The organism is Enterobacter sp. UPMP2052, assembly GCF_053709675.1.
On record NZ_JBSKJR010000002.1, the window covers coordinates 78,610 to 103,608 of the forward strand.

The 24,999-nt window shown below is 56.7% G+C and carries 24 protein-coding genes; 16 read left to right on the forward strand and 8 right to left on the reverse strand.

Features of this window, described 5'->3' with window-relative positions; all coding sequences use genetic code 11:
* Positions 1-159 precede the first annotated feature (159 nt).
* The 6 genes from brnQ (at position 160) to ACWKX3_RS10555 (ending at position 8,215) form a co-directional block, all read left to right on the forward strand.
* Positions 160-1,479, forward strand: coding sequence for a branched-chain amino acid transporter carrier protein BrnQ (gene brnQ / locus ACWKX3_RS10530; RefSeq protein ID WP_006176856.1), 1,320 nt, complete (start codon positions 160-162; stop codon positions 1,477-1,479).
* A gap of 80 nt (positions 1,480-1,559) precedes the next feature.
* Entirely contained in the window at positions 1,560-2,933 is a 1,374-nt protein-coding gene (proY, locus tag ACWKX3_RS10535) for a proline-specific permease ProY (RefSeq protein ID WP_006176857.1), read from the forward strand.
* 139 nt (positions 2,934-3,072) lie between these two features.
* Complete coding sequence (gene malZ / locus ACWKX3_RS10540) at positions 3,073-4,890, forward strand: maltodextrin glucosidase (RefSeq protein ID WP_454541720.1); 1,818 nt, start codon at positions 3,073-3,075, stop codon at positions 4,888-4,890.
* A 200-nt stretch (positions 4,891-5,090) separates the two neighbouring features.
* A complete protein-coding gene (locus ACWKX3_RS10545) occupies positions 5,091-5,732 on the forward strand; it encodes a hydrolase (RefSeq protein ID WP_006176859.1) in 642 nt (213 codons plus the stop codon).
* 47 nt (positions 5,733-5,779) lie between these two features.
* On the forward strand, positions 5,780-6,325 hold the full coding sequence (locus ACWKX3_RS10550; RefSeq protein ID WP_006176860.1) for an antibiotic biosynthesis monooxygenase: 546 nt from the start codon (positions 5,780-5,782) through the stop codon (positions 6,323-6,325).
* Positions 6,326-6,346: 21 nt separating this feature from the next.
* Complete coding sequence (locus ACWKX3_RS10555) at positions 6,347-8,215, forward strand: amidohydrolase (protein ID WP_058609308.1); 1,869 nt, start codon at positions 6,347-6,349, stop codon at positions 8,213-8,215.
* A 128-nt stretch (positions 8,216-8,343) separates the two neighbouring features.
* On the opposite strand, the gene ACWKX3_RS10560 is transcribed toward ACWKX3_RS10555, so the two are convergent.
* Both ACWKX3_RS10560 and acpH read right to left on the reverse strand, forming a co-directional pair.
* A complete protein-coding gene (locus tag ACWKX3_RS10560) occupies positions 8,344-8,946 on the reverse strand; it encodes a peroxiredoxin C (protein ID WP_454541721.1) in 603 nt (200 codons plus the stop codon).
* Between the two features lie 127 nt (positions 8,947-9,073).
* Entirely contained in the window at positions 9,074-9,655 is a 582-nt protein-coding gene (gene acpH, locus ACWKX3_RS10565; protein ID WP_006176863.1) for an ACP phosphodiesterase, read from the reverse strand.
* A gap of 92 nt (positions 9,656-9,747) precedes the next feature.
* Here acpH and queA point away from each other — a divergent pair, with 92 nt between their 5' ends.
* Genes queA through secF form a run of 5 tightly spaced genes read left to right on the forward strand, consistent with a single transcriptional unit; the run spans position 9,748 to position 15,211 of the window.
* Positions 9,748-10,818, forward strand: coding sequence for a tRNA preQ1(34) S-adenosylmethionine ribosyltransferase-isomerase QueA (queA, locus tag ACWKX3_RS10570; protein WP_088207856.1), 1,071 nt, complete (start codon positions 9,748-9,750; stop codon positions 10,816-10,818).
* Between the two features lie 53 nt (positions 10,819-10,871).
* Entirely contained in the window at positions 10,872-11,999 is a 1,128-nt protein-coding gene (gene tgt, locus ACWKX3_RS10575; RefSeq protein WP_454541722.1) for a tRNA guanosine(34) transglycosylase Tgt, read from the forward strand.
* Between the two features lie 22 nt (positions 12,000-12,021).
* The gene (gene yajC, locus ACWKX3_RS10580) at positions 12,022-12,354 is read left to right on the forward strand and encodes a preprotein translocase subunit YajC (protein ID WP_042320789.1); all 333 of its coding nucleotides are present in this window, start codon (positions 12,022-12,024) and stop codon (positions 12,352-12,354) included.
* A 27-nt stretch (positions 12,355-12,381) separates the two neighbouring features.
* Positions 12,382-14,229: a protein translocase subunit SecD gene (gene secD / locus ACWKX3_RS10585; RefSeq protein WP_088207855.1), complete on the forward strand. Its 1,848-nt coding sequence runs from the start codon at positions 12,382-12,384 to the stop codon at positions 14,227-14,229.
* Positions 14,230-14,239: 10 nt separating this feature from the next.
* The gene (gene secF / locus ACWKX3_RS10590; RefSeq protein WP_006176868.1) at positions 14,240-15,211 is read left to right on the forward strand and encodes a protein translocase subunit SecF; all 972 of its coding nucleotides are present in this window, start codon (positions 14,240-14,242) and stop codon (positions 15,209-15,211) included.
* Between the two features lie 161 nt (positions 15,212-15,372).
* Here the strand turns inward: secF and ACWKX3_RS10595 are convergent, their stop codons facing one another.
* Positions 15,373-16,257: a nucleoside-specific channel-forming protein Tsx gene (locus ACWKX3_RS10595; RefSeq protein ID WP_042321399.1), complete on the reverse strand. Its 885-nt coding sequence runs from the start codon at positions 16,255-16,257 to the stop codon at positions 15,373-15,375.
* 268 nt (positions 16,258-16,525) lie between these two features.
* A complete protein-coding gene (locus tag ACWKX3_RS10600) occupies positions 16,526-17,065 on the reverse strand; it encodes a SadB/YajI family lipoprotein (RefSeq protein WP_006176871.1) in 540 nt (179 codons plus the stop codon).
* Positions 17,066-17,218: 153 nt separating this feature from the next.
* Here ACWKX3_RS10600 and nrdR point away from each other — a divergent pair, with 153 nt between their 5' ends.
* From nrdR to thiL, 5 genes are all read left to right on the forward strand, one after another.
* Complete coding sequence (gene nrdR, locus ACWKX3_RS10605) at positions 17,219-17,668, forward strand: transcriptional regulator NrdR (RefSeq protein WP_006176872.1); 450 nt, start codon at positions 17,219-17,221, stop codon at positions 17,666-17,668.
* Between the two features lie 4 nt (positions 17,669-17,672).
* Positions 17,673-18,776, forward strand: coding sequence for a bifunctional diaminohydroxyphosphoribosylaminopyrimidine deaminase/5-amino-6-(5-phosphoribosylamino)uracil reductase RibD (ribD, locus tag ACWKX3_RS10610; protein ID WP_137271670.1), 1,104 nt, complete (start codon positions 17,673-17,675; stop codon positions 18,774-18,776).
* Between the two features lie 87 nt (positions 18,777-18,863).
* The gene (gene ribH, locus ACWKX3_RS10615; RefSeq protein WP_006176874.1) at positions 18,864-19,334 is read left to right on the forward strand and encodes a 6,7-dimethyl-8-ribityllumazine synthase; all 471 of its coding nucleotides are present in this window, start codon (positions 18,864-18,866) and stop codon (positions 19,332-19,334) included.
* A 21-nt stretch (positions 19,335-19,355) separates the two neighbouring features.
* The gene (gene nusB / locus ACWKX3_RS10620; protein ID WP_014882759.1) at positions 19,356-19,775 is read left to right on the forward strand and encodes a transcription antitermination factor NusB; all 420 of its coding nucleotides are present in this window, start codon (positions 19,356-19,358) and stop codon (positions 19,773-19,775) included.
* A 77-nt stretch (positions 19,776-19,852) separates the two neighbouring features.
* Entirely contained in the window at positions 19,853-20,824 is a 972-nt protein-coding gene (gene thiL / locus ACWKX3_RS10625) for a thiamine-phosphate kinase (protein WP_137271671.1), read from the forward strand.
* A 104-nt stretch (positions 20,825-20,928) separates the two neighbouring features.
* Here thiL and ACWKX3_RS10630 read toward each other — a convergent pair whose 3' ends face one another.
* The 4 genes from ACWKX3_RS10630 to xseB form a co-directional block, all read right to left on the reverse strand.
* On the reverse strand, positions 20,929-21,903 hold the full coding sequence (locus ACWKX3_RS10630; RefSeq protein ID WP_101738168.1) for an aldo/keto reductase: 975 nt from the start codon (positions 21,901-21,903) through the stop codon (positions 20,929-20,931).
* A 64-nt stretch (positions 21,904-21,967) separates the two neighbouring features.
* Positions 21,968-23,830: a 1-deoxy-D-xylulose-5-phosphate synthase gene (gene dxs, locus ACWKX3_RS10635; RefSeq protein ID WP_006176878.1), complete on the reverse strand. Its 1,863-nt coding sequence runs from the start codon at positions 23,828-23,830 to the stop codon at positions 21,968-21,970.
* A 24-nt stretch (positions 23,831-23,854) separates the two neighbouring features.
* Entirely contained in the window at positions 23,855-24,754 is a 900-nt protein-coding gene (gene ispA, locus ACWKX3_RS10640) for a (2E,6E)-farnesyl diphosphate synthase (RefSeq protein ID WP_058609302.1), read from the reverse strand.
* Positions 24,755-24,997: an exodeoxyribonuclease VII small subunit gene (gene xseB, locus ACWKX3_RS10645; RefSeq protein ID WP_006176880.1), complete on the reverse strand. Its 243-nt coding sequence runs from the start codon at positions 24,995-24,997 to the stop codon at positions 24,755-24,757.
* Between the last annotated feature and the right edge of the window lie 2 nt (positions 24,998-24,999).

A 24,999-nucleotide genomic window follows, 5' to 3' on the forward strand; every position in this document is an offset into this window, starting at 1 on the left:
CCGACTGTATTTGCGTGGTAAATCGAAAAACTATTCTTCGCCACGCCAGGACGGGAGCATATCCCGCTGAAATTGAGCAAATTTTCCGCTGTATCGTCCCGCGAGGGATGGCGAAAATCTCAACGTTTTCAACACCACATCCACAGGCAGTAAGGTTCTATGACCCATCACTTAAAATCGCGTGACATCATCGCGCTGGGCTTTATGACATTTGCGCTGTTCGTTGGCGCAGGCAACATCATTTTCCCTCCTATGGTTGGTTTACAGGCGGGTGAACACGTCTGGACCGCCGCGTTTGGCTTCCTGATTACTGCCGTGGGGCTGCCGGTGCTTACCGTGGTCGCGCTGGCGAAAGTGGGTGGCGGCGTCGATAGCCTCAGCACGCCAATTGGCAAAGTGGCGGGCGTCCTGCTGGCGACCGTCTGCTATCTGGCCGTTGGCCCGCTGTTTGCGACCCCGCGTACCGCGACCGTCTCCTTCGAAGTGGGGATTGCTCCGCTGACCGGTGACGGCGCGATGCCGCTGTTTATCTACAGCCTGGTTTATTTTGCCATCGTGATTCTGGTTTCCCTCTATCCGGGCAAACTGCTGGATACCGTGGGTAACTTCCTGGCTCCGCTGAAAATCATTGCGCTGATCGTGCTGGCCGTTGCCGCCATCATCTGGCCGGCGGGGCCTATCAGCCACGCGATGGATGCCTACCAGAACGCAGCCTTCTCTAACGGCTTTGTAAACGGCTATCTGACGATGGATACGCTGGGTGCGATGGTCTTCGGTATTGTTATCGTGAATGCCGCGCGTTCTCGCGGCGTGACCGAAGCGCGCCTGTTGACCCGCTACACCATCTGGGCTGGCCTGATGGCCGGTGTGGGTCTGACGCTGCTGTATCTGGCGCTGTTCCGCCTGGGGTCCGATAGCGCAACGCTGGTTGATCAGAATGCCAACGGTGCGGCGATCCTGCATGCTTACGTTCAGCACACCTTTGGTGGTGCGGGCAGCATGCTGCTGGCGGTACTGATCTTCCTGGCGTGTCTGGTGACCGCGGTTGGCCTGACCTGCGCCTGTGCGGAGTTCTTTGCTCAGTATCTGCCGCTCTCTTACCGCACGCTGGTCTTTATCCTTGGCATCTTCTCCATGGCGGTATCCAACCTGGGGCTGAGCCACCTGATTCAAATCTCTATTCCGGTGCTGACGGCCATCTATCCGCCGTGCATCGTGCTGGTGGTGCTGAGCTTTACCCGTCCATGGTGGAACAACTCCTCGCGAATTATTGCGCCGGCCATGTTTATCAGCCTGATTTTTGGTATCCTTGACGGGATTAAAGCATCGGCATTCAGTGAAGTGCTGCCTGGCTGGACACAGCGTCTGCCGCTGTCCGAGCAAGGTCTGGCCTGGCTGCTGCCTACCGTTGTCGCGCTGGTTCTGGCTATTGTCTGGGACCGTGCAGCAGGGCGTCAGGTAACATCGAACGCCCATTAATCAACGGCAACAAAGTGTTTAACCACGGGGCTTAAGGCCCCGTGGTTTTTTGTTTTTTCGTGTTGAATGGCAAGACTTAAATGGAAAGCACTAACAAACTTAAACGTGGACTGAGCACTCGCCACATCCGCTTTATGGCGCTGGGCTCTGCTATCGGTACCGGTCTTTTTTATGGCTCGGCAGATGCCATCAAAATGGCCGGTCCCAGCGTGCTGCTGGCCTATATCATCGGCGGCGTGGCGGCCTACATCATTATGCGCGCGCTCGGGGAGATGTCGGTTCATAATCCGTCCGCCAGCTCCTTCTCGCGTTATGCTCAGGAAAACCTCGGCCCACTGGCGGGCTTCATTACCGGGTGGACCTACTGCTTTGAAATCCTGATAGTGGCAATTGCCGACGTCACGGCGTTTGGGATCTATATGGGCGTCTGGTTCCCCGCCGTCCCGCACTGGATATGGGTGCTGAGCGTCGTGCTGATCATCTGCGCCGTGAATCTGATGAGCGTGAAGGTGTTTGGCGAACTGGAGTTCTGGTTCTCCTTCTTCAAAGTCGCGACCATCATCATCATGATCCTCGCCGGTTTCGGCATTATCATCTGGGGTATTGGTAACGGCGGGCAGCCGACCGGGATCCATAACCTGTGGACCAACGGTGGCTTCTTCAGCAACGGCTGGCTTGGAATGGTGATGTCGCTGCAGATGGTGATGTTTGCCTACGGTGGGATCGAGATTATCGGTATTACCGCGGGCGAAGCGAAAGACCCGGAGAAATCCATTCCGCGCGCCATCAACTCCGTGCCGATGCGTATTCTGGTGTTCTACGTGGGGACGCTGTTCGTGATCATGTCCATTTATCCGTGGAACCAGGTGGGCACCAACGGCAGTCCGTTCGTGTTGACCTTCCAGCACATGGGCATTGCCTTTGCGGCCAGCATTCTGAACTTCGTGGTGCTCACCGCGTCGCTTTCCGCGATCAACAGTGACGTGTTTGGCGTAGGCCGTATGCTGCACGGCATGGCGGAGCAGGGCAGCGCGCCGAAGGTGTTTGCCAAAACGTCGCGCCGCGGTACGCCGTGGGTGACGGTGGTGGTCATGACCGTTGCGCTGCTGTTCTCGGTTTACCTGAACTACATCATGCCGGAAAACGTCTTCCTGGTGATTGCCTCGCTGGCCACGTTCGCTACCGTGTGGGTGTGGATCATGATTTTGCTGTCGCAGATTGCATTCCGCCGTCGGCTGCCGCCGGACGAGGTTAAGGCGCTGAAGTTTAAAGTGCCGGGCGGGGTACCAACCACCGTGGCCGGGCTGATCTTCCTGGTGTTTATCATCGGTCTGATTGGCTATCACCCGGATACCCGCATTTCGCTGTACGTCGGCCTGGCGTGGATCGTCCTGCTGCTGGTGGGCTGGGTGTTTAAACGCCGCCATGACCGTCAGCTGGCGCAAGCGCAGTAATCCTCTTTCCCCTCTCCCTGTGGGAGAGGGGCCTGATGCCTCCTCCCCCGTCCTCCTCCCCCAATAAATCCCCTCATGGTGAGCTAACCTTAACTACCCTGTGGCAAGGTGACGTCAATTTCATCAAAGGGGATTCGTGATGTTAAATGCCTGGCACCTTCCGGTTGCCCCATTTGTTAAGCAAAACAAAGACAATCTGGTGATTACGCTCTGGCTGGCGGGAGAAAATCAGCCTGAACGCGTGACGCTTCGCGCTGAAGTGGATAACGAAGAAACGACGCTGAAAATGCACAAACAGCGCATCCAGCCGCAGCCTGGGGTGACGGCGTGGCGGGCGAATATTGATTTGGGCAGCGGCCAGCCGCGTCGGCGCTATAGCTTTAAACTGCTGTGGAATAACCGCCAGCTGTGGTTCACTCCGCAGGGGTTCAGCCGTTTCCCGCCCGCGCGCCTGGAGCAGTTCGCGGTGGATTATCCCGATCACGGCCCGCAGTGGGTTAATGACCAGGTCTTTTACCAGATTTTCCCGGACCGCTTTGCCCGAAGCGAAAAGCGGACCGCGGATCAGGATAAGGTCTATTACCACCATGCGGCAGGGCACGACATTATCCTGAAAGCATGGGATGAACCGCTTACCGCGCAGGCGGGCGGCTCGACCTTTTACGGCGGCGATCTCGACGGGATCAGCGCAAAACTTCCGTACCTGAAGTCCCTCGGCGTCACCGCGTTGTACCTGAACCCGGTCTTTAAAGCCCCGAGCGTGCACAAATACGATACCCAGGACTATCGTCACGTTGACGAGCAGTTTGGCGGCGATGAAGCGCTCCTGCGCTTACGGGAAAATACGCAGCGCGAAGGTATGCGTCTGGTTCTGGACGGCGTATTCAACCACAGCGGCGATTCGCACGCCTGGTTTGACCGCCATAACCAGTCGATGGGCGGCGCGTGCCACAACCCGGATTCGCCGCAGCGCGACTGGTACAGCTTCGATGAGGAAGGGCGCGCGCTCGACTGGCTGGGCTATCCCAGCCTGCCGAAGCTGGATTTTCAGTCGCCCACGCTGGTGAATGAGATTTACGGTGGCGAAGAGAGCATTGTGCGCCACTGGCTGAAGGCGCCGTGGAGCATGGACGGCTGGCGGCTGGACGTGGTGCATATGCTGGGCGAAGCGGGTGGGGCGCGAAACAACCTGATCCACGTTGCCGCAATCACCCACTCGGCGAAAGTCGCCAACCCCGACGCGTTCGTCTTTGGTGAACATTTTGGCGACGCCCGCCAGTGGCTGCAGGCCGATGCGGAAGATGCGTCGATGAACTATCGCGGCTTTACCTTCCCGCTGTGGGGATTCCTTGCCAACACGGATATCTCTTACGATCCGCAGCATATCGACGCTGAAACCTGCATGGCGTGGATGGATAACTACCGCGCTGGCCTGTCGCATCAGCAGCAGCTCAGGATGTTCAACCAGCTGGACAGCCACGATACCGCCCGCTTTAAATCGCTACTGGGTAAGGACGTGGCGCGCCTGCCGCTGGCCGTTACCTGGCTCTTTACCTGGCCGGGCATACCCTGCATTTACTACGGCGATGAGGTGGGGCTGGATGGCAATAACGATCCGTTCTGCCGCAAAACCTTCCCATGGGAGCCAGAAAAACAGGACAAGGTTCTGTTTAGCCTCTATCAACGCCTGGCGAAAGTGCGTAAACAGAGTCTCGCCCTGCGCTACGGCGGCTGTCAGGTGGTCTACGCCCACGATAACGTGGTGGTGTTTGTCCGCGTCTATAACCAGCAGCGCGTGCTGGTGGCGATAAACCGCGGTGAAGCCTGTGAGGTGGTGCTGGACCACTCTCCGCTGCTAAACGTAAAAACGTGGCTGCTTAAAGAGGGAAAAGGCACCATTCAGGAAAATATCCTGTCGCTACCTGCCGTTTCCGCCAGTATCTGGTTCGGCAATTAATCCTTAATCGCGGCAGGTGTTTATTTCCTGCCGCAGAATATATTCGATCTTGTTCTGTTTAATTCACCAGAGGAGACAAATTTCTTTAATATCCTCTTAATCAATTCTCGCTATACTCAATTTGCTTAATCAGTCAGGGCCCTTTCTCATTTAGCACACACAAACGTTGGCTTTTAACATATTGATTAAAAGGTACTTTTATGTCTATTCGTGAACTGATTGACCCACAAAACTCCGCATTGATTTTTATCGATCACCAGCCACAAATGTCCTTTGGAGTCGCTAATATTGACCGACAATTATTAAAGAATAATACGGTTGCCCTGGCGAAAGCCGGCAAAATATTTGATGTACCGGTTATCTATACCTCAGTCGAAACAAAAAGTTTTAGTGGTTATATCTGGCCAGAATTGCTGGCAGTTCATCCTGACGTCAAACCGATTGAACGTACCTCAATGAACTCCTGGGAAGATGACGCGTTTGTTGCGGCGGTAAAAGCGACGGGCCGCAAAAAACTCATCATCTCTGCCCTGTGGACCGAAGTCTGCCTGACCTTCCCGGCGCTGATGGCGCTTGATGAGGGCTTTGAAGTCTACGTGGTAACCGACACCTCCGGCGGCACTTCAGTGGATGCCCATGAACGCGCTATCGACCGTATGGTACAGGCCGGTGCGGTGCCGGTGACCTGGCAGCAGGTTCTGCTTGAGTACCAGCGCGACTGGTCACGTAAAGGCACCTACGATGCGGTGATGGACCTGGTGCGCGAGCACAGCGGCGCGTACGGCATGGGTGTCGATTATGCCTATACCCTCGTACATGGCGCGCCTGAGCGTAAAGCTTAAGCCTTTCAGGGCGGGTCTTTCCCGCCCGATTTTGACCAGGAATTTATATGGCGCAAACATCTCATGTGACGCTGGTGATTGCTCACACGCTTCTTCCGGGACAGGCTGAGCGGTACGAACAGTGGCTTGGCAAAATTATGCCCATTGCGGCGGACTTTCCCGGACACCTTGGCGCGAACGTGATCCGCCCCCAGGAAGGACAGCAGTTGTGGACGATCATTATTCGTTTCGACACCCCCGAACACCTCTATGCGTGGACGCAGTCTGAAACCCGTAACGCGCTGGTGAAAGAGATTGAGCCGTTACTGGCGGAAGGAGACAAAACCGAAGTGCGCACCGACGCGGCATTCTGGTTTACCCCGCCCGAACCGCACATCCGCAAGCCGAAGCAGTGGAAGCAGTTTCTTATCACGCTGCTGGTGATTTTCCCCAGCACCAACGTGGTGCCGCAGGTAACCGGGGCGCTACTTCCTGGTCTGAAAGGCTCTTTATTGCTGCATTTGATTAACGATGCCTGTGTCGTCGCGCTGGTGGTCTGGCTATGGATGCCCATCGTGACCCGTCTGTTTGCCGGATGGCTGAAAAAAGCCTGAGTCGGCCCAAAGGAGGACCTTATGTCCCACACTGCCACACTGATCTTCACCCACGGTAAGATCCACACCCTCGATCGCGACAATCCGCTCGCGGAAGCGGTCGCCATCGCCAACGGCAAGATCCTTGCCACGGGGAATCACGATCGCATCATGAGCTTTGCGACCCAGGGCACCCAGATTGTTGACCTGAAGGGGAGTACGGTCATTCCCGGCCTGAACGATTCGCACCTGCACCTGATCCGCGGCGGGCTGAACTACAACCTGGAGCTGCGCTGGGAAGGCGTGCCGTCTCTGGTGGACGCGCTGCGGATGCTGAAAGATCAGGCTGACCGTACGCCTTCCCCGCAGTGGGTGCGCGTGGTAGGCGGCTGGAGCGAGTTCCAGTTTGCCGAGCGCCGGATGCCAACCATCGAGGAGCTTAATGAAGCGGCGCCGGATACCCCGGTGTTTGTCCTGCACCTCTACGATCGCGCCCTGCTTAACCGGGCGGCGCTTAAAGCCGTCGGCTATACCAAAGAGACGCCAAACCCGCCGGGCGGTGAGATCGTGCGCGATAACCACGGCAATCCGACCGGGATGCTGATCGCCAAACCGAATGCCATGATCCTGTACGCCACGCTGGCGAAAGGGCCGAAACTGCCGATTGAGCAGCAGGTGAACTCCACGCGCCAGTTTATGCGCGAGCTGAACCGCCTTGGGCTGACCAGCGCCATCGACGCGGGCGGCGGCTTCCAGAACTACCCGGAAGATTACGAGGTGATCGCCGAGCTGCACGCCAAAGAGCAGATGACGGTACGTATTGCCTACAACCTCTTTACCCAGCGTCCGAAACAGGAGCTGGAAGATTTTGAGCGCTGGACCGACATGCTCAAGCCGGGGCAGGGAACGGACTTTTACCGTGCCAACGGCGCGGGCGAGATGCTGGTCTTCTCGGCGGCGGATTTTGAAGACTTCCTCCAGCCGCGTCCGGACCTGCCGGAAGGGATGGAAGACGAGCTGGAGCGCGTGGTGCGCCATCTGGTAGAGCACCGTTGGCCGTTCCGCCTGCACGCTACCTATGACGAATCTATCAGCCGTATGCTGGACGTATTCGAGAAGGTCAACCGAGATATTCCGTTTAACGGCCTGCACTGGTTCTTTGACCACGCGGAGACCATCACCGAGCGCAACATCGAGCGCGTGAAGGCCCTGGGCGGCGGGATCGCGGTGCAGCATCGTATGGCCTTCCAGGGAGAGTACTTTGTCGATCGCTACGGCAAAGAGGCGGTGAAACACACGCCGCCGGTGGCCAAAATGCTGGAGCTGGAGGTGCCGGTTGGGTTAGGTACCGACGCAACCCGGGTGGCAAGCTACAACCCGTGGACGGCGCTCTACTGGCTGGTATCCGGGCGCACCGTGGGTGGGCTGGCAATGTATGACGATAACAACCGCCTGCCGCGCGACGTGGCGCTGGAGCTGTGGACGGCGGGCAGCGCATGGTTCTCAAGCGAGCAGGGCAAGAAGGGCCGCCTGGTCGAAGGGCAGCTTGCGGATCTGGTGGTGTTGTCGAAAGACTACTTCAGCGTGCCGGAGGAGGAGATTAAGGGCATTGAATCGGTGCTGACGGTGGTCGATGGCAAGGTGGTGTATGCCGCCGGGCAGTTCAGCCCGCTGTCGCCGCCGCCTGTTCCGGTAGTGCCGGAGTGGTCACCGGTGGTGAAAGTGCCAGGCCATTACCGCTCTGCGCCGCCTGCAGCCAATCACGTTGGCGCCGTGGTTCAGATGCATCAGTGTATCGGCAGCTGCGGGGTGCATGGGCACGCGCACGGTATCGCGCGCCAGTCATCGATTCCGGTATCGGACGAGCAGGCGTTCTGGGGCGTGCTTGGCTGTTCATGCTTCGCGTTTTAACGCGAGGGAGCGAAAGCGTTTTCCGCACGGATTGCCCCCTCTCCCTTGAGGGAGGGGGTTGGGGTGAGGGGGGAAACGCACAAACAAAAAGGCCCGCATAAGCGGGCCTTTTTCGTAAACCGTGCCGATTACAGGCTAGATACGTTCTCAGACAGGTACTTAGCCACGCCGTCCGGAGACGCGTTCATGCCTTCTTTCCCTTTTTCCCACTGAGCCGGGCACACTTCGCCGTGCTCTTCGTGGAACTGCAGCGCGTCAACCATGCGCAGCATTTCGTCGATGTTACGACCCAGCGGCAGATCGTTCACAACCTGGTGACGAACGATGCCGTACGCGTCGATCAGGAAAGAACCGCGCAGCGCAACGCCTGCGTCCGGATGCTCAATACCGTAAGCCTTCTGGATTTCGCGTTTGATGTCCGCAACCATCGCGTATTTCACCGCACCGATGCCGCCGTTGTCGACAGGGGTGTTACGCCATGCGTTGTGTACAAATTCAGAATCGAAGGAGACGCCAACGACTTCCACGCCACGCTTCTGGAATTCTTCATAACGTTTGTCGAACGCGATCAGCTCAGACGGGCAAACGAAAGTGAAGTCCATTGGCCAGAAGAACAGAACGGTCGCTTTACCGTTGGTGTGCTGTTTGAAGTTGAAGTTTTCAACGATTTCACCGTTGCCCAGAACTGCTGCAGCCGTAAAATCCGGAGCCGGACGAGTTACCAGAACCATATGATTCTCCTGTAGATACTAAGGTTATTTGGAACGCAACGCGGGCCAGTATAGAGAGTGTGCAGCCATAAGACAAAGAGGTGCTGACAATCGTTCAGCCAGCTTTTACCTATCAATGCAGATCCTGTTACAGCTGTTTGTTTTTCGCCTGCGCCATCATGCGCGGGTAGAACTGCCAGAAACGGCTCTCCAGCGCGTCGTAGTGCGTGTCCAGGTCGTGCCAGGAATCGCGTAGCGCATCGAGACGCGGGCGGCGGCTGGCCATGCCGTTCAGGACGTTCTGGATAAAATCCATCTCGCGATACCGCTCCAGCCAGCGTTCAGACCACAGATAGTTGTTGAGATTGACAAAACGCGGCGGGGAGTCCGGTAAAATTATCGCCACCTGCTGACGGGCATAGCGTACAAATTCCGGCAGCGGCAGGTTCGGCGACAGCTGTTCCCAATGGCGCGACAGGAAGTGATCCCACATGACGTCGAGCGTAATTGGCGCGACGCGGCGGGTTTCGGGGCGGAACCATGCTTTCGCTTCGGTCACTTCCGGCAGGTTATCGGTCAGGACGTCGATCCGGCGATGCATAAAGATCCCCTCGACAACCTCTGCGGAATACGCCTCGGCGGGGTTGCCGCGCACGAAATCGGCCAGCAGGTTGCCGGATAAAGAGCTTTCTGCGAGATGAGCAAGATGCAGGTGAGCGAGAAAATTCATGCGTTTTATTTGTCCGGGGGCGGCTAGTTGTTGCAGCAAAAGGGTGTGAGCACTAGACTATGCCGCCTGTTTTTAAGTCACGAGTATACGTCATGCGCGTCGCCGATTTCTCCTTTGAATTACCTGAATCCCTGATTGCTCACTATCCCATGCCTGAGCGCAGTAGCTGCCGTTTACTGTCACTGGACGGGCCGACGGGCGAGCTGACGCACGGTACTTTCACCGATTTGCTCGACAAGCTCAACCCTGGCGATCTGCTGGTGTTTAACAATACCCGCGTGATCCCGGCGCGCCTGTTTGGTCGTAAAGCCAGCGGCGGCAAGATTGAGGTGCTGGTTGAACGTATGCTCGATGATAAACGTATTCTGGCACATATTCGCGCCTCGAAAGCGCCGAAGCCGGGCGCAGAGCTGCTGCTGGGCGATGACGAGAGCATTAACGCGACCATGACCGCGCGCCACGATGCGCTGTTTGAGGTGGAGTTTAACGACGAACGCACGGTGCTGGATATCCTCAACGCCATCGGCCATATGCCGCTGCCGCCGTACATTGAGCGCCCGGATGAAGAGTCTGACCGTGAGCTGTACCAGACCGTCTACAGCCAGAAGCCTGGCGCGGTGGCTGCCCCCACGGCGGGCCTGCACTTTGATGAACCGCTGCTGGAAAAGCTGCGCGCAAAAGGCATTGAGATGGCATTCGTCACGCTGCACGTTGGCGCGGGGACGTTCCAGCCGGTACGCGTAGACAGCATTGAAGATCACATCATGCACTCCGAGTATGCCGAAGTGCCGCAGGAGGTGGTTGACGCGGTGCTGGCGGCGAAAGCGCGTGGAAGCCGTGTTGTGGCGGTCGGGACAACCTCCGTGCGTTCACTTGAGAGCGCGGCGCAGGCGGCAAAAACCGATCTTATCGAGCCGTTCTTTGGCGATACCCAAATCTTTATCTACCCAGGCTATCAGTACAAAGTGATTGATGCGCTGGTAACCAATTTCCATCTGCCTGAATCAACATTAATTATGCTGGTGTCGGCCTTCGCGGGTTATCAGCACACGATGACGGCCTACAAGTCTGCGGTAGAACAAAAATATCGCTTTTTTAGCTACGGGGACGCGATGTTTATCACGTACAATCCGCAGGCTTTGAATGAGCGTGTCGGGGAATAAGTCCGCGGCACCGTTTTACAACGTTGGACTGTTTTTCTGACGTCGGAGAAAAAATGAAATTTGAACTTGATACCACCGACGGTCGCGCACGCCGCGGTCGCCTGGTGTTTGATCGCGGCGTGGTGGAAACCCCCGCGTTTATGCCTGTGGGCACGTACGGCACCGTAAAAGGGATGACGCCGGAAGAAGTTGAAGCCACTGGCGCACAAATTATCCTCGGCAACACCTTCCACCTGTGGCTGCGCCCGGGCCAGGAAATCATGAAGCTGCACGGCGACCTGCACGACTTCATGCAGTGGAAAGGCCCTATTCTTACCGACTCCGGCGGTTTCCAGGTCTTCAGCCTGAGCGATATCCGCAAGATCACCGAAAAAGGCGTGCACTTCCGTAATCCGATCAACGGCGATCCGATCTTCCTCGATCCGGAAAAATCCATGGAGATTCAGTACGATCTCGGTTCCGATATCGTGATGATCTTCGATGAATGTACGCCATACCCGGCAGACTGGGATTACGCCAAGCGTTCAATGGAAATGTCCCTGCGCTGGGCGCAGCGCAGCCGTGACCGTTTTGACGCCCTGCAGAACAAAAATGCGCTGTTCGGCATTATTCAGGGCAGCGTTTACGAAGATTTACGTGATATCTCCGTTAAAGGTCTGGTAGAGATAGGCTTTGATGGCTACGCTGTCGGCGGTTTGGCTGTGGGTGAGCCGAAGGAAGACATGCACCGCATTCTGGAGCACGTCTGCCCGCAAATCCCGGCCGATAAACCGCGATACCTGATGGGTGTGGGTAAACCAGAAGATCTGGTGGAAGGCGTTCGTCGCGGCATTGATATGTTCGACTGCGTCATGCCAACCCGTAACGCGCGTAACGGGCATCTGTTTGTGACCGATGGCGTGGTGAAAATCCGTAACGCGAAGCATAAGAGTGACACCAGCCCGCTCGATTCCGAGTGCGATTGCTATACCTGTCGCAATTATTCTCGTGCGTACCTGCATCATCTCGATCGTTGCAACGAGATTTTAGGTGCGCGTCTCAATACCATTCATAATCTTCGTTATTATCAGCGCTTAATGGCTGGTTTACGTAAGGCTATCGAAGAGGGTAAATTAGAGAGCTTCGTGACCGATTTCTACCAACGTCAGGGTCGGGATGTTCCGCCGTTGAACGTTGATTAATTTTAATAATGAGGGAATTTGAATGAGCTTTTTTATTTCTGATGCGGTAGCAGCAACTGGCGCGCCATCACAGGGCAGCCCAATGTCTCTGATTCTGATGCTGGTTGTGTTCGGTCTGATCTTCTACTTCATGATCCTGCGTCCACAGCAGAAACGCACCAAAGAGCACAAAAACCTGATGAACTCCATCGCGAAAGGCGATGAAGTGCTGACCAACGGTGGCCTGGTCGGTCGCGTAACCAAAGTAGCTGAAAGCGGCTATATTGCTATCGCCCTGAACGACACCACTGAAGTGGTTATCAAACGTGACTTCGTAGCTGCCGTTCTGCCGAAAGGCACCATGAAGGCGCTGTAATCCCAACTTTTCCCAAAGGGAACTGCCGTGTTAAACCGTTATCCTTTGTGGAAGTACATCATGCTGGTCGTCGTGATTATCGTCGGCCTGCTGTACGCGCTTCCCAACCTGTATGGTGAGGATCCGGCCGTTCAAATCACTGGCGCGCGCGGTGTCGCCGCCAGTGAGCAAACGCTGATCCAGGTCCAGAAAACGTTACAAGAAGAAAAAATTACCGCTAAGTCTGTGGCACTGGAAGAGGGCGCAATTCTTGCTCGCTTCGACACCACCGACACGCAGCTCCGCGCCCGTGAAGCGCTGATGGGCGTGCTGGGTGATAAATATGTCGTGGCGCTTAACCTTGCTCCTGCAACCCCACGTTGGCTGGCTGCGCTGAACGCAGAGCCAATGAAACTCGGTCTTGACCTGCGTGGTGGCGTTCACTTCCTGATGGAAGTGGATATGGACACTGCCCTTGGCAAGCTGCAGGAACAGAATATCGACAGCCTGCGCAGCGATCTGCGTGAAAAAGGCATCGCCTACACGACCGTGCGTAAAGAAGATAACTACGGCTTGAGCATCACGTTCCGCGACGGCGCGGCACGCGACCAGGCTGTGACTTACCTGTCTCAACGTCATCGCGATCTGGTGATCACCTCCCAGGGCAGCAACCAGTTGCGTGCGGTCATGACCGATGCGCGTCTGAGTGAAGCCCGTGAATACGCTGTTCAGCAGAACATCAACATTCTGCGTAACCGTGTAAACCAGCTGGGCGTGGCCGAGCCGCTGGTACAGCGTCAGGGTGCTGACCGTATCGTGGTAGAACTGCCGGGTATCCAGGATACTGCGCGTGCGAAAGAGATTCTGGGTGCAACCGCAACCCTGGAATTCCGCCTGGTGAATACCAACGTCGATCAGTCGGCTGCCGCTTCTGGCCGTGTGCCAGGCGACTCCGAAGTGAAACAGACTCGCGAAGGCCAGCCCGTTGTGCTGTACAAACGCGTGATCCTGACCGGTGACCATATCACCGACTCCACTTCCAGCCAGGACGAATACAACCAGCCGCAGGTTAACATCTCGCTTGATAGCGCGGGTGGTAACATCATGTCTAACTTCACCAAGGACAACATCGGCAAACCGATGGCGACCCTGTTCGTGGAGTACAAAGACAGCGGTAAGAAAGACGCTAACGGTCGCTCTGTGCTGGTGAAAGAGGAAGAGGTGATTAACATCGCCAACATCCAGTCTCGTCTGGGTAACAGCTTCCGTATTACCGGTATCAACAACCCGAACGAAGCGCGTCAGCTCTCTCTGCTGCTGCGTGCCGGTGCGCTGATTGCGCCAATCCAGATTGTTGAAGAACGTACCATTGGTCCAACCCTGGGTATGCAGAACATCAAACAGGGTCTGGAAGCGTGTCTGGCCGGTCTGGTGGTCTCTATTCTCTTCATGATCTTCTTCTACAAGAAGTTTGGTCTGATTGCGACCTCCGCGCTGGTGGCAAACCTGGTGCTGATCATCGGTATCATGTCTCTGCTGCCGGGGGCAACGCTGACCATGCCGGGGATTGCGGGTATCGTCTTAACCCTTGCGGTGGCGGTCGATGCGAACGTACTGATAAACGAACGTATCAAAGAAGAGCTGAGCAACGGTCGCTCTGTGCAGCAGGCGATTGAAGAAGGCTATAAAGGGGCGTTTAGCTCCATCTTCGATGCGAACGTAACAACACTGATTAAGGTTCTTATCCTGTATGCAGTGGGGACTGGCGCTATCAAAGGCTTTGCAATTACGACCGGTATCGGTGTTGCAACGTCAATGTTTACCGCTATTGTCGGCACCCGTGCCATCGTGAACCTGCTGTATGGCGGCAAGCGCGTCAAAAAGCTGTCTATCTGAGGAGTGCGTTGTGGCACAGGAATATACTGTTGAACAATTGAACCACGGCCGTAAAGTCTGGGACTTTATGCGCTGGGACTACTGGGCCTTCGGGATTTCAGGTTTTCTCCTGATTCTCTCCATCGCCATTATGGGTGTGAAAGGCTTTAACTGGGGTCTCGATTTCACCGGTGGTACGGTGATTGAAATCACCCTGGAAAAACCGGTCGATATGGACCAGATGCGCGAATCGCTGCAGAAAGCGGGCTTCGAAGAGCCGCTGCTGCAGAACTTCGGCAGCAGTCGCGACATCATGGTGCGTATGCCGCCGGTGCACGATGCCAACGGCAGCCAGGAGCTGGGCAGCAAGGTCGTTCACGTCATTAACGAAACGACCAGCCAGAATGCGACGGTTAAGCGTATTGAGTTCGTCGGCCCAAGCGTGGGTGCGGACCTGGCGCAAACCGGTGCGATGGCGCTGATGGTGGCGCTGATCTCCATCCTGATTTACGTTGGTTTCCGCTTTGAGTGGCGACTGGCGGCAGGCGTGGTTATCGCCCTGGCGCACGACGTGGTGATCACCATGGGCGTACTGTCTCTGTTCCATATTGAGATTGACCTGACGATTGTGGCATCCCTGATGTCCGTTATCGGTTACTCACTGAACGACAGTATCGTGGTATCTGACCGTATCCGTGAAAACTTCCGTAAGATCCGTCGCGGTACGCCGTACGAAATCTTTAACGTGTCATTGACCCAGACGCTGCACCGTACCTTGATCACATCCGGTACCACCTTGATGGTTATCCTGATGCTGTATCTCTTCGGTGGCCCGGTACTGGAAGGCTTCTCGCTGACCATGCTGATTGGTGTCTCTATCGGTACGGCGTCGTCCATCTACGTGGCGTCCGCGCTGGCACTGAAACTCGGCATGAAGCGTGAGCACCTGCTGCAGCAGAAGGTCGAAAAAGAAGGGGCGGATCAGCCGTCAATTCTGCCGTAAGACAGCGTCTTCCGCATAAAAAAATCCCGGTCTGTTGACCGGGATTTTTTTTGTCTTTGCACTCTCTCCCGTGGGAGAGGGTAGGGGTGAGGGCATCAGCCCGCACAATTTCGGATCCCAGGCCCGGTAAGCGCAGCGCCACCGGGCGAATCCCGCAAAGATTAGAAGTTGTAACCCACCACCAGGTAACCACCCCAGCCGGTAGAACGCACGCTGAAGTCGCCGTTGCCGAAGTTCAGGCTGGCGTCATCGTTCCACTGACCACCGTTGTGCCAGTAACGCGCCACGACAGAGTAGTGCCAGTGATCGTAGTTCAGCGCCAGAATGTGGCTGGAGGCGATGGAGTCGTTGGTGCGCGCTTTACGGCCATTCAGGTCGCGGAAATCGTTATCGCCCAGGTCTGAACCCCAGTCAAAGTTGGTGAAGCCGATGTAGCTCAGGTTGCCGCCCCACAGCTGGGTCAGTGGCACAAAGTATTTCACTTTGAAACGGTAGCCGTCCCACTCGTTCTCGTTCGCGGCACCGTAGTTCTGCCACTGGTATTTCGCGTAGACGTTCATGGACAGGCTCATTGGCAGGCCGGTTTCAATGTCCGTACCCAGACCCATGTACCAGGTGCTCTGACGACCGGAGGCGTTGCGGCCCATGTCGTAGATGTAGTTGTTTGCGAAGTACCACTCTTTAAACGGACCAAACGCCAGGCTGGTGCCAGTCAGCTTATCAATGGAGAAACGTGGTTCGATTTCCATGAACAGCGGAGAACCGTGGTTCCAGATACCTTTCGCGTCGGTGTTACCGCCGAAGAAGACCGGCGCATCCATATAGCCGTAGAAATCAAACCAGTCTTTTTTAGCGAACGCTTCGTATTCCAGGTAGGTATCGTTGCGGATCTGCGGTCCAAAACGGGTGTGGTAGCTGCCCACCACGTTAACGCTCTGATGCCACCAGTCGGAAACATATTCTGGTTTGTTATTTTCCGCTGCGTTAACAGTGAAAGAGGAGGACAATGCCAGCGCTGCACCGGCTGCGAGTAATGTTTTTTTCATAATCATGCCACTGATTGAAATTCCCTTCCGGGAGTGAAAAATGCGCGAATTGCGTTTCTAAATATTTCGTGTTTCTGCGGAGCCTATTATAGGAATCCCTGCTCACAAAAATACGTGTTGTTTCACAGTTCTCTCACATACGTAATCGATTGCGTTCACGTTTGCGTACTTTAAACGGCGGGGATTGTATCGACAACCATTTATGTTGCCAATGTTTTCAGCGTGTAAATGTTAGCGGAGTAACAGCGTACTCCGCTAAAGAGGAGGATTATTGCGCGGCGGGCTGGATGTCGTGGATGCGAACAAAGCCTAACTGGTCCGGCGTGAGGCCGTTCAGTTGAACCGGGATATCAACATCGCTCGGCGCGAGCGTGCTGGCAGGGGCCGTGATCAGCTGATTCTTCACGTTCACCTCCTGGAAACTTTCCGTGGTGCCCTGGATCTGCCCCCACTCTACGGTGCCGCTAAACGCCGGCAACGGATCGTTGGATTCGCCCTGAATACGCAGCGTGGCGCGCGTGCCTTCGGCGTTCGGCGCGAGGTTAACCAGCGACATTTTCAGCATGCCGATCTGGCTGTTCAGGCGCGCAGGCGTATTGGCACCGGGCAGAAGATACACACCGCTGGCGGATTTTGCATTCAGCGCGTTTTGCTGCGTGATTTTCACGGTTTCTTTATTCAGTTTGTCCATCGCCGTGTTAAGCGTATTCACGCTTTGTTTCATCTCGCGGACTTCAGTTTGCTGTGCGCATGCGCTAAGGGTGAAGAGGCTTCCCACCAGGAGAATTCTTAGGTAACGTCTTGTCATTGCGTTTATTTCCCTTGAAATAACGGATGCGTGTAATGGTAGCCAGCATCCTGTCGTCAGGCATAGATCCTTTGTCTCAAAAAGCTCTTCCTTTGTTGTCGGGCCAGATCAGGGTAAAATGAAACTCAGTTAACCAGATAACAGGGATACCGTATGCATTGCCCATTCTGCTCCGCTGTGGATACCAAAGTCATCGACTCTCGCCTGGTGGGCGAAGGGTCCTCCGTACGCCGCCGTCGGCAGTGTCTGGTGTGCAACGAGCGTTTCACCACCTTTGAGGTGGCCGAACTGGTGATGCCGCGCGTGGTCAAAAGCAACGATGTCCGCGAGCCGTTCAATGAAGAGAAGCTGCGCAGCGGGATGCTAAAAGCGCTGGAAAAACGGCCCGTCAGTGCAGATGACGTCGAAATGGCGTTAAACCACATTAAATCGCATCTTCGTGGGTTAGGGGAGCGCGAGGTGCCAAGCAAAATGATTGGCAACCTGGTGATGGAGCAGCTTAAAAAGCTCGATAAAGTTGCCTATATCCGCTTTGCCTCGGTCTACCGCAGTTTCGAAGATATCAAAGAGTTTGGCGAAGAGATCGCCCGCTTACAGGATTAAACGCATGCAGGATGAGATTTACATGGCGCGAGCCATGAAGCTGGCGCAGCGCGGGCGTTTTACCACCCATCCTAATCCGAACGTAGGGTGCGTTATCGTGAAAGACGGCGAGATCGTCGGCGAAGGGTTCCACTACCGCGCGGGTGAGCCGCATGCCGAGGTCCACGCGTTGCGGATGGCCGGCGAAAAGGCGCGGGGGGCAACCGCCTACGTGACGCTGGAGCCGTGCAGCCACCACGGGCGCACGCCGCCGTGCTGTGAAGCGCTGATTGCGGCAGGTGTCTCGCGCGTTGTCGCGTCTATGCAGGATCCGAATCCGCAGGTGGCCGGGCGCGGGCTGTACCGCTTGCAGCAGGAAGGGATCGACGTTAGCCACGGCCTGATGATGCAGGATGCGGAAGCCCTCAACAAAGGCTTCCTGAAGCGTATGCGAACCGGGTTCCCCTATATTCAGCTTAAGCTGGGCGCATCTCTGGACGGCCGCACGGCGATGGCCAACGGTGAAAGTCAGTGGATCACCTCGCCGCAGGCAAGGCGCGATGTGCAACGTCTGCGCGCGCAAAGCCATGCTATCCTCACCAGCAGTGAAACGGTGCTGGCCGACGATCCGGCGATGTCCGTGCGCTGGGACGAACTGAACGCCGATACCCAGGCGCTCTACCCGCAGGAAAACCTGCGCCAGCCGCTGCGCATTGTGATTGATAGCCAGAACCGCGTTACGCCTGAACACCGTATCGTGCACCAGCCCGGTGAAACGCTGTTTGCCCGCACCAAAGACGATTCGCGTCAATGGCCGGAAGGCGTTCGCAGCATTATGGTGCCGGAACACAACGGCCATCTTGATTTAGTGGTGCTGATGATGCTGCTGGGCAAGCAGCAGGTGAACAGCATCTGGGTTGAAGCAGGGCCGACGCTGGCCGGTGCGCTGTTGCAGGCGGGGCTGGTGGACGAGCTGATTGTCTACGTTGCCCCTGTGCTGTTGGGCAACGACGCGCGCGGCCTGTTTGTGCTGCCTGGCCTTGAAAAACTGGCCGATGCACCGCAACTCAAATTCAGCGAGATCCGTCCGGTAGGCCCGGATGTTTGCCTGCACTTAACGACAGCATAATTGCTCCCGAAATAGGGAAGCAGTATGCAAAGTATTATGATAAAATCCGCCCCCCTGCGGGGCCAAATGAACCCGTAAAGGAAGAGTATGAACATTATTGAAGCTGCTGTAGCTACCCCGGACGCTCGCGTCGCCATCACCATTGCGCGTTTCAACAACTTCATCAACGACAGCCTGCTGGAAGGTGCAATTGACGCCCTGAAACGTATCGGCCAGGTAAAAGATGACAACATTACCGTTGTTTGGGTTCCAGGTGCTTACGAACTGCCACTGGCAGCGGGCGCGTTGGCGAAAACCGGTAAATACGACGCGGTGATTGCCCTGGGTACGGTTATTCGTGGCGGCACTGCGCACTTCGAATACGTAGCGGGCGGTGCAAGCAATGGTCTGGCACACGTCGCCCAGGACGCTGAAATTCCTGTCGCGTTTGGCGTGCTGACCACCGAAAGTATTGAACAAGCCATCGAACGCGCTGGCACCAAGGCCGGTAACAAAGGTGCAGAAGCTGCACTGACCGCGCTTGAAATGATCAACGTATTGAAAGCCATTAAGGCCTGATTTTTTTGTAAGGGGAATTCCGTGAAACCTGCTGCTCGTCGCCGCGCCCGTGAATGTGCCGTTCAGGCACTTTACTCCTGGCAGTTGTCCCACAACGACATCGCCGATGTTGAGTACCAGTTCCTGTCAGAACAGGACGTGAAAGACGTCGATGTTCTGTACTTCCGTGAACTGCTGTCGGGAGTGGCGACTAATAGCGCGTATCTCGATGGCCTGATGAAGCCATACCTGTCCCGTCTTCTTGAAGAGCTGGGTCAGGTTGAAAAAGCAGTGTTGCGTATCGCGCTGTTCGAGCTGTCCAAACGTGATGATGTGCCGTACAAAGTGGCCATCAACGAAGCGATCGAACTGGCGAAAACCTTCGGCGCTGAAGACAGCCACAAGTTTGTTAACGGCGTGCTGGATAAAGCCGCACCTGCGATCCGTCCCCACAAAAAGTGATCCGCAAACCGGAGTCTTGCACTGCCTCACCGGCAGTGCGGCTCCGGTTTTTTCTTTTATTTGCTGAGGCATAACGTATGGCATGCGGCGAATTCTCCCTGATTGCCCGTTATTTCGACCGTGTCAGAACCTCTCGTCTTGATGTTGAAACTGGCATTGGCGATGACTGTGCACTTCTCAATATTCCTGAAAAACAGACGCTGGCTATCAGCACCGACACCTTAGTGTGCGGACGTCATTTCCTTCCCGATATCGATCCTGCTGACCTGGCGTATAAAGCGCTGGCGGTTAACGTCAGCGATCTGGCGGCGATGGGGGCCGATCCCGCGTGGCTGACGCTGGCCTTAACCCTGCCGAATGTCGATGAAGTCTGGCTTGAAGTCTTTAGCGATGCGTTGTTTGATCAGCTCAACTATTACGATATGCAGTTGATCGGGGGAGACACCACGGCCGGGCCGCTGTCCATGACCCTGGCGATCCACGGCTATGTTCCCGCTGGACGGGCCCTGAAGCGTTCCGGGGCCAAACCGGGCGACTGGATTTACGTTACCGGTACGCCGGGGGATAGCGCCGCAGGGCTGGCGATCCTTCAGGACCGTTTAACCGTTGAAGATAAAGACGATGCGGCGTATCTGGTCAAACGCCATCTGCGCCCAACGCCGCGTATTCTGCACGGCCAGGCGCTGCGCGATCGCGCCAGTTCGGCTATCGATCTGTCTGATGGCCTGATCTCCGATCTCGGTCATGTCCTCAAGGCCAGCGGCGTAGGTGCGCGTGTCGATCTCGACCTTTTCCCGCTGTCAGAACAGCTCCTGCGTCACACAGCGCCTGAGCAGGCGTTGCGCTGGGCGCTGTCCGGTGGTGAAGATTACGAGCTGTGCTTTACCGTTCCGGAACTGAACCGCGGGACGCTGGACGTTGCGTTAGGGCACCTGGGCGCGCGGTTTACCTGCATCGGGCAGATTATGCCGGAAAGCGAAGGGCTGCAGTTTGTCCGGGATGGCGCGCCGGTCACGCTCGACTGGAAAGGGTACGATCACTTCGGGTGATTTTGTACGCTCCGTGTTGCCGGGTGGCGGCTTCGCCTTACCCGGCCTACGCGAGCATATGATTTTGTAGGCCGGGTAAGGCGAAGCCGCCACCCGGCTTTTGTTTATTTAAACCCTACCACCGGATGCTGCTCGTACGGCGTCTCAAGCTCGGCAATCTGTTCTGGCGTCAGCGTGATGTCTACCGCGTTCAGCAGTTCGTCCAGCTGCTCCTCGCGCGAGGTGCCGATAATCGGTGCCGCAACGCCACGTTTGCTCAGCAGCCATGCCAGCGCCACCTGCGCGCGCGTTGCGCCGGTGTCATCTGCAATGCCCGCCAGGCGCTCCGCAATCACGGCGTCGCTGCTTTCCGTATTTTCATACAGCGTTTTACCGAACGCATCCGATACCGAGCGGGCTGTCGTTTCCCCCCACGGGCGGGTTAAGCGTCCCCGCGCCAGCGGGCTCCACGGGATCACCGCTACCCCTTCCTGATAGCACAGGGGCAGCATCTCGCGCTCTTCTTCGCGATAGATCAGGTTGTAATGGTCCTGCATTGAGACAAATCGCGCCCAGCCGTGCTGCGCCTGCAGATCCAGCGCCTGGGCAAACTGCGACGCATGCATCGACGACGCGCCGATATAACGCGCTTTGCCCGCGTTGACCACGTCATTCAGGGCCTCCAGCGTCTCTTCGATGGGCGTCTTGTAATCCCAGCGGTGGATCTGCAGCAGATCGACGTGATCCATGTTCAGGCGGCGCAGGCTGTCATCGATGGAGCGCAGGATCTGCGCCCGGGACAACCCTTCGGCGAGATCGCCGACCTGATGGTAAACCTTCGTCGCAACGACGACCTCATCACGACGGGCAAAATCGCGCAGGGCGCGGCCCACGATCTCCTCGCTGCTGCCGTCGGAGTAGCTGTTGGCGGTGTCAAAGAAGTTAATGCCGCCCTCAAGGGCGCGTTTGATGATGGGGCGGCTGCTCTCTTCCGGCAGCGTCCAGGCGTGATTCCCGCGGTCAGGCTCGCCAAACGTCATGCAGCCCAGGCAAAGTCGGGAAACCTTGAGGTCTGTTTTTCCTAATGTTGTGTATTGCATGGTTCCACTCCTGCTGTTTTTAAACCTGATGTTTAAGCATAGCAGGAGCGGAAAAGGGGAGGGATTATGCCAGCCAGGCGCGGATTTTGGCTTCGATACCGGCGGCGTCAAGGCCAATCGCCGCGCGGGCTTCGTCCTGGGTGCCCTGCGGAATAAAGTGATCCGGCAGGCCGAGGTTCAGTACCGGCACCCATTTACGGTTCGCCATCAATACTTCGTTCACGCCGCTGCCCGCGCCGCCCATAATGGCGTTTTCTTCCAGCGTGACCAGCAGCTCGTGGCTGGCGGCCATCTCAAGAATAAGCGCCTCGTCGAGCGGTTTCACAAAGCGCATATCGACGAGCGTCGCGTTCAGCGTGTCGGCGACCTGAGCGGCTTCCGGCATCAGCGTACCGAAGTTGAGGATGGCGACTTTCTCACCGCGACGCTTGACCAGGCCTTTGCCGATCGCCAGTTTTTCCAGCGGCTTAAGTTCGACCCCCACGGCGTTGCCGCGCGGATAGCGAACCGCACTTGGGCCATCCTGATAGTGGTAGCCGGTAAAAAGCATCTGACGACATTCGTTTTCATCTGACGGGGTCATGATCACCATGTCAGGAATGCAGCGCAGGAATGACAGGTCGAACGCCCCCTGGTGCGTCTGGCCGTCGGCACCGACGATGCCCGCACGGTCGATAGCAAACAGCACCGGCAGCTTCTGGATAGCCACGTCGTGGATCACCTGGTCGTAGGCGCGCTGCAGGAAGGTGGAATAGATCGCCACAATCGGCTTGTAACCGCCAATCGCTAGCCCGGCGGCGAAGGTCACCGCGTGCTGCTCGGCAATCGCCACGTCGAAATACTGGTCAGGGTATTTTTTGGAGAACTCCACCATACCCGAGCCTTCACGCATCGCAGGTGTTACGGCCATCAGCTTGTTGTCTTTCGCGGCGGTTTCGCACAGCCAGTCGCCAAAGATTTTGGAGTAGCTCGGCATGCCGCCGCTGCTTTTTGGCAGACAGCCGCTGGTCGGGTCAAATTTCGGTACCGCGTGGAAGGTGATCGGATCTTTTTCCGCCGGTTCGTATCCGCGTCCCTTTTTGGTCATGATATGCAGGAACTGCGGCCCTTTGAGGTCACGCATGTTCTTGAGCGTGGTCACCAGTCCCAGCACGTCGTGGCCGTCGACCGGGCCGATATAATTAAAGCCCAGCTCTTCAAACAGCGTGCCCGGCACAACCATGCCTTTGATATGTTCTTCCGTACGCTTGAGCAGCTCTTTGATTGGCGGCACGCCGGAGAAGACCTTTTTGCCGCCTTCCCGCAGGGTGGAGTAGAGCTTGCCGGAAAGCAGCTGCGCCAGATGGTTATTCAGCGCGCCGACGTTCTCGGAGATCGACATTTCGTTATCATTGAGGATAACCAGCATGTCTGGCTTGATATCACCCGCGTGGTTCATCGCCTCAAAGGCCATGCCCGCGGTGATCGCGCCGTCGCCAATAACGCAGACGGTGCGGCGCTGTTTATTCTCTTTTTCGGCGGCAACGGCAATCCCGATCCCGGCAGAAATCGACGTGGACGAGTGGCCGACGCTCAGCACGTCATACTCGCTCTCACCGCGCCATGGGAACGGGTGCAGGCCGCCTTTCTGACGAATGGTGCCAATTTTATCGCGACGTCCGGTCAGAATTTTGTGCGGATATGCCTGGTGTCCCACGTCCCAGATCAGCTGATCGAACGGCGTGTTGTAGACGTAGTGCAGCGCCACGGTCAGTTCAACCGTGCCAAGCCCGGAGGCGAAATGGCCGCTGGAGCGGCTGACGCTGTCGAGCAGGTAGCGACGCAGTTCGTCGCACAGCTTCGGCAGGTTCTCTTTCGGCAGCAGACGCAGCTCCTGGGTGGAGTCCACTAACGCCAGTGTCGGGTATTTGGCAATATCAAAACTCATCAAAGGCTCATCGAGATAGGTAGTTTATTTATTACGCTGGATTATGTAGTCCGCTAGCGCTTCCAGTGCCGAGGTATCCAGGGATTGCGCGGCCAGCTGACTCAGCGACTGACGGGCATCCTCTATCAGATCTCGGGCTTTACGCTGGGCTTGCTCAAGTCCCAGCAGGGCGGGGTAGGTACTTTTGCCAAGCTGCTGGTCCGCACCCTGACGTTTACCCAATGTTGCAGTATCGCCCACCACATCCAGAATGTCATCCTGAACCTGGAACGCCAGACCGATGCTTTCTGCGTATCTGTCCAGAATCGGCAGGGCTTTCCGCCCTTGCTCCCCGGCGCTCAATGCCCCCAGTCGAACGGCGGCACGTATTAATGCCCCCGTTTTATGGCGATGAATACGCTCCAGCTGTTCAAGATTCACCTGACGGCCTTCGGCTTCCAGATCCAGCGCCTGTCCGCCACACATGCCGGCCACGCCGCTGGCCATCGCCAGTTCGGACACCATGGCCAGACGATCGCGATCGCTCACTTCGACCATCGGCGCATCGCTCAGAATCGAGAATGCCAGCGTTTGCAGGGCGTCTCCGGCCAGAATGGCATTCGCCTCGCCAAACTTAATGTGGCACGTCGGCTGGCCGCGACGCAGATCGTCATCGTCCATGGCCGGTAAATCATCGTGGATCAGCGAATAGGCGTGGATACACTCAACGGCAGCGGCCGGGGCGTCCAGCGTGGCGTCGCTGATACCGAACATGTTGCCCGTGGCATACACCAGGAACGGCCGCAGGCGCTTTCCACCCAAGAGTGCGCCATAGTGCATGGCTTCAACCAGTGGAGTGTTCTGAAAAGGCTGTGGCGCGATAAAACGGCGCAGGGCGTCGTTGGCGCGCACAACGCGCGCCTGAAGCTCGGTGGCAAAATCCATTTACTCGGCGTCCGGTGTGAAGGGCGCAGGTTTGGCATCTTCGGCATCAGAGAGCAGGATCTGTACGCGCTGCTCGGCCTGCTGCAGTTTGACCTGCCCCTGGCGCGCCAGCTGCACGCCGCGTTCGAATTCGTTCAGCGCCTCTTCCAGCGGTAAATCGCCGCTTTCAAGACGGGTTACGATGTGCTCCAGTTCATTCAGCGCAGTTTCGAAACTGGCCGGTGCGTCGTTCTTCTTCGGCATAG

Bases quoted from the DNA above. Each gene is read 5' to 3' on its own strand.
- proY (WP_006176857.1), top strand. From the start codon at position 1,560: ATGGAAAGCACTAACAAACTTAAACGTGGACTGAGCACTCGCCACATC.
- ACWKX3_RS10595 (WP_042321399.1), bottom strand. From the start codon at position 16,257: ATGAAAAAAACATTACTCGCAGCCGGTGCAGCGCTGGCATTGTCCTCC.
- ispA (WP_058609302.1), bottom strand. From the start codon at position 24,754: ATGGATTTTGCCACCGAGCTTCAGGCGCGCGTTGTGCGCGCCAACGAC.
- queA (WP_088207856.1), top strand. From the start codon at position 9,748: ATGCGCGTCGCCGATTTCTCCTTTGAATTACCTGAATCCCTGATTGCT.
- thiL (WP_137271671.1), top strand. From the start codon at position 19,853: ATGGCATGCGGCGAATTCTCCCTGATTGCCCGTTATTTCGACCGTGTC.
- ribH (WP_006176874.1), top strand. From the start codon at position 18,864: ATGAACATTATTGAAGCTGCTGTAGCTACCCCGGACGCTCGCGTCGCC.
- ACWKX3_RS10555 (WP_058609308.1), top strand. From the start codon at position 6,347: ATGTCCCACACTGCCACACTGATCTTCACCCACGGTAAGATCCACACC.
- brnQ (WP_006176856.1), top strand. From the start codon at position 160: ATGACCCATCACTTAAAATCGCGTGACATCATCGCGCTGGGCTTTATG.
- malZ (WP_454541720.1), top strand. From the start codon at position 3,073: ATGTTAAATGCCTGGCACCTTCCGGTTGCCCCATTTGTTAAGCAAAAC.
- ribD (WP_137271670.1), top strand. From the start codon at position 17,673: ATGCAGGATGAGATTTACATGGCGCGAGCCATGAAGCTGGCGCAGCGC.
- yajC (WP_042320789.1), top strand. From the start codon at position 12,022: ATGAGCTTTTTTATTTCTGATGCGGTAGCAGCAACTGGCGCGCCATCA.
- dxs (WP_006176878.1), bottom strand. From the start codon at position 23,830: ATGAGTTTTGATATTGCCAAATACCCGACACTGGCGTTAGTGGACTCC.
- ACWKX3_RS10600 (WP_006176871.1), bottom strand. From the start codon at position 17,065: ATGACAAGACGTTACCTAAGAATTCTCCTGGTGGGAAGCCTCTTCACC.
- acpH (WP_006176863.1), bottom strand. From the start codon at position 9,655: ATGAATTTTCTCGCTCACCTGCATCTTGCTCATCTCGCAGAAAGCTCT.
- xseB (WP_006176880.1), bottom strand. From the start codon at position 24,997: ATGCCGAAGAAGAACGACGCACCGGCCAGTTTCGAAACTGCGCTGAAT.
- nrdR (WP_006176872.1), top strand. From the start codon at position 17,219: ATGCATTGCCCATTCTGCTCCGCTGTGGATACCAAAGTCATCGACTCT.
- ACWKX3_RS10560 (WP_454541721.1), bottom strand. From the start codon at position 8,946: ATGGTTCTGGTAACTCGTCCGGCTCCGGATTTTACGGCTGCAGCAGTT.
- ACWKX3_RS10545 (WP_006176859.1), top strand. From the start codon at position 5,091: ATGTCTATTCGTGAACTGATTGACCCACAAAACTCCGCATTGATTTTT.
- ACWKX3_RS10630 (WP_101738168.1), bottom strand. From the start codon at position 21,903: ATGCAATACACAACATTAGGAAAAACAGACCTCAAGGTTTCCCGACTT.
- tgt (WP_454541722.1), top strand. From the start codon at position 10,872: ATGAAATTTGAACTTGATACCACCGACGGTCGCGCACGCCGCGGTCGC.
- ACWKX3_RS10550 (WP_006176860.1), top strand. From the start codon at position 5,780: ATGGCGCAAACATCTCATGTGACGCTGGTGATTGCTCACACGCTTCTT.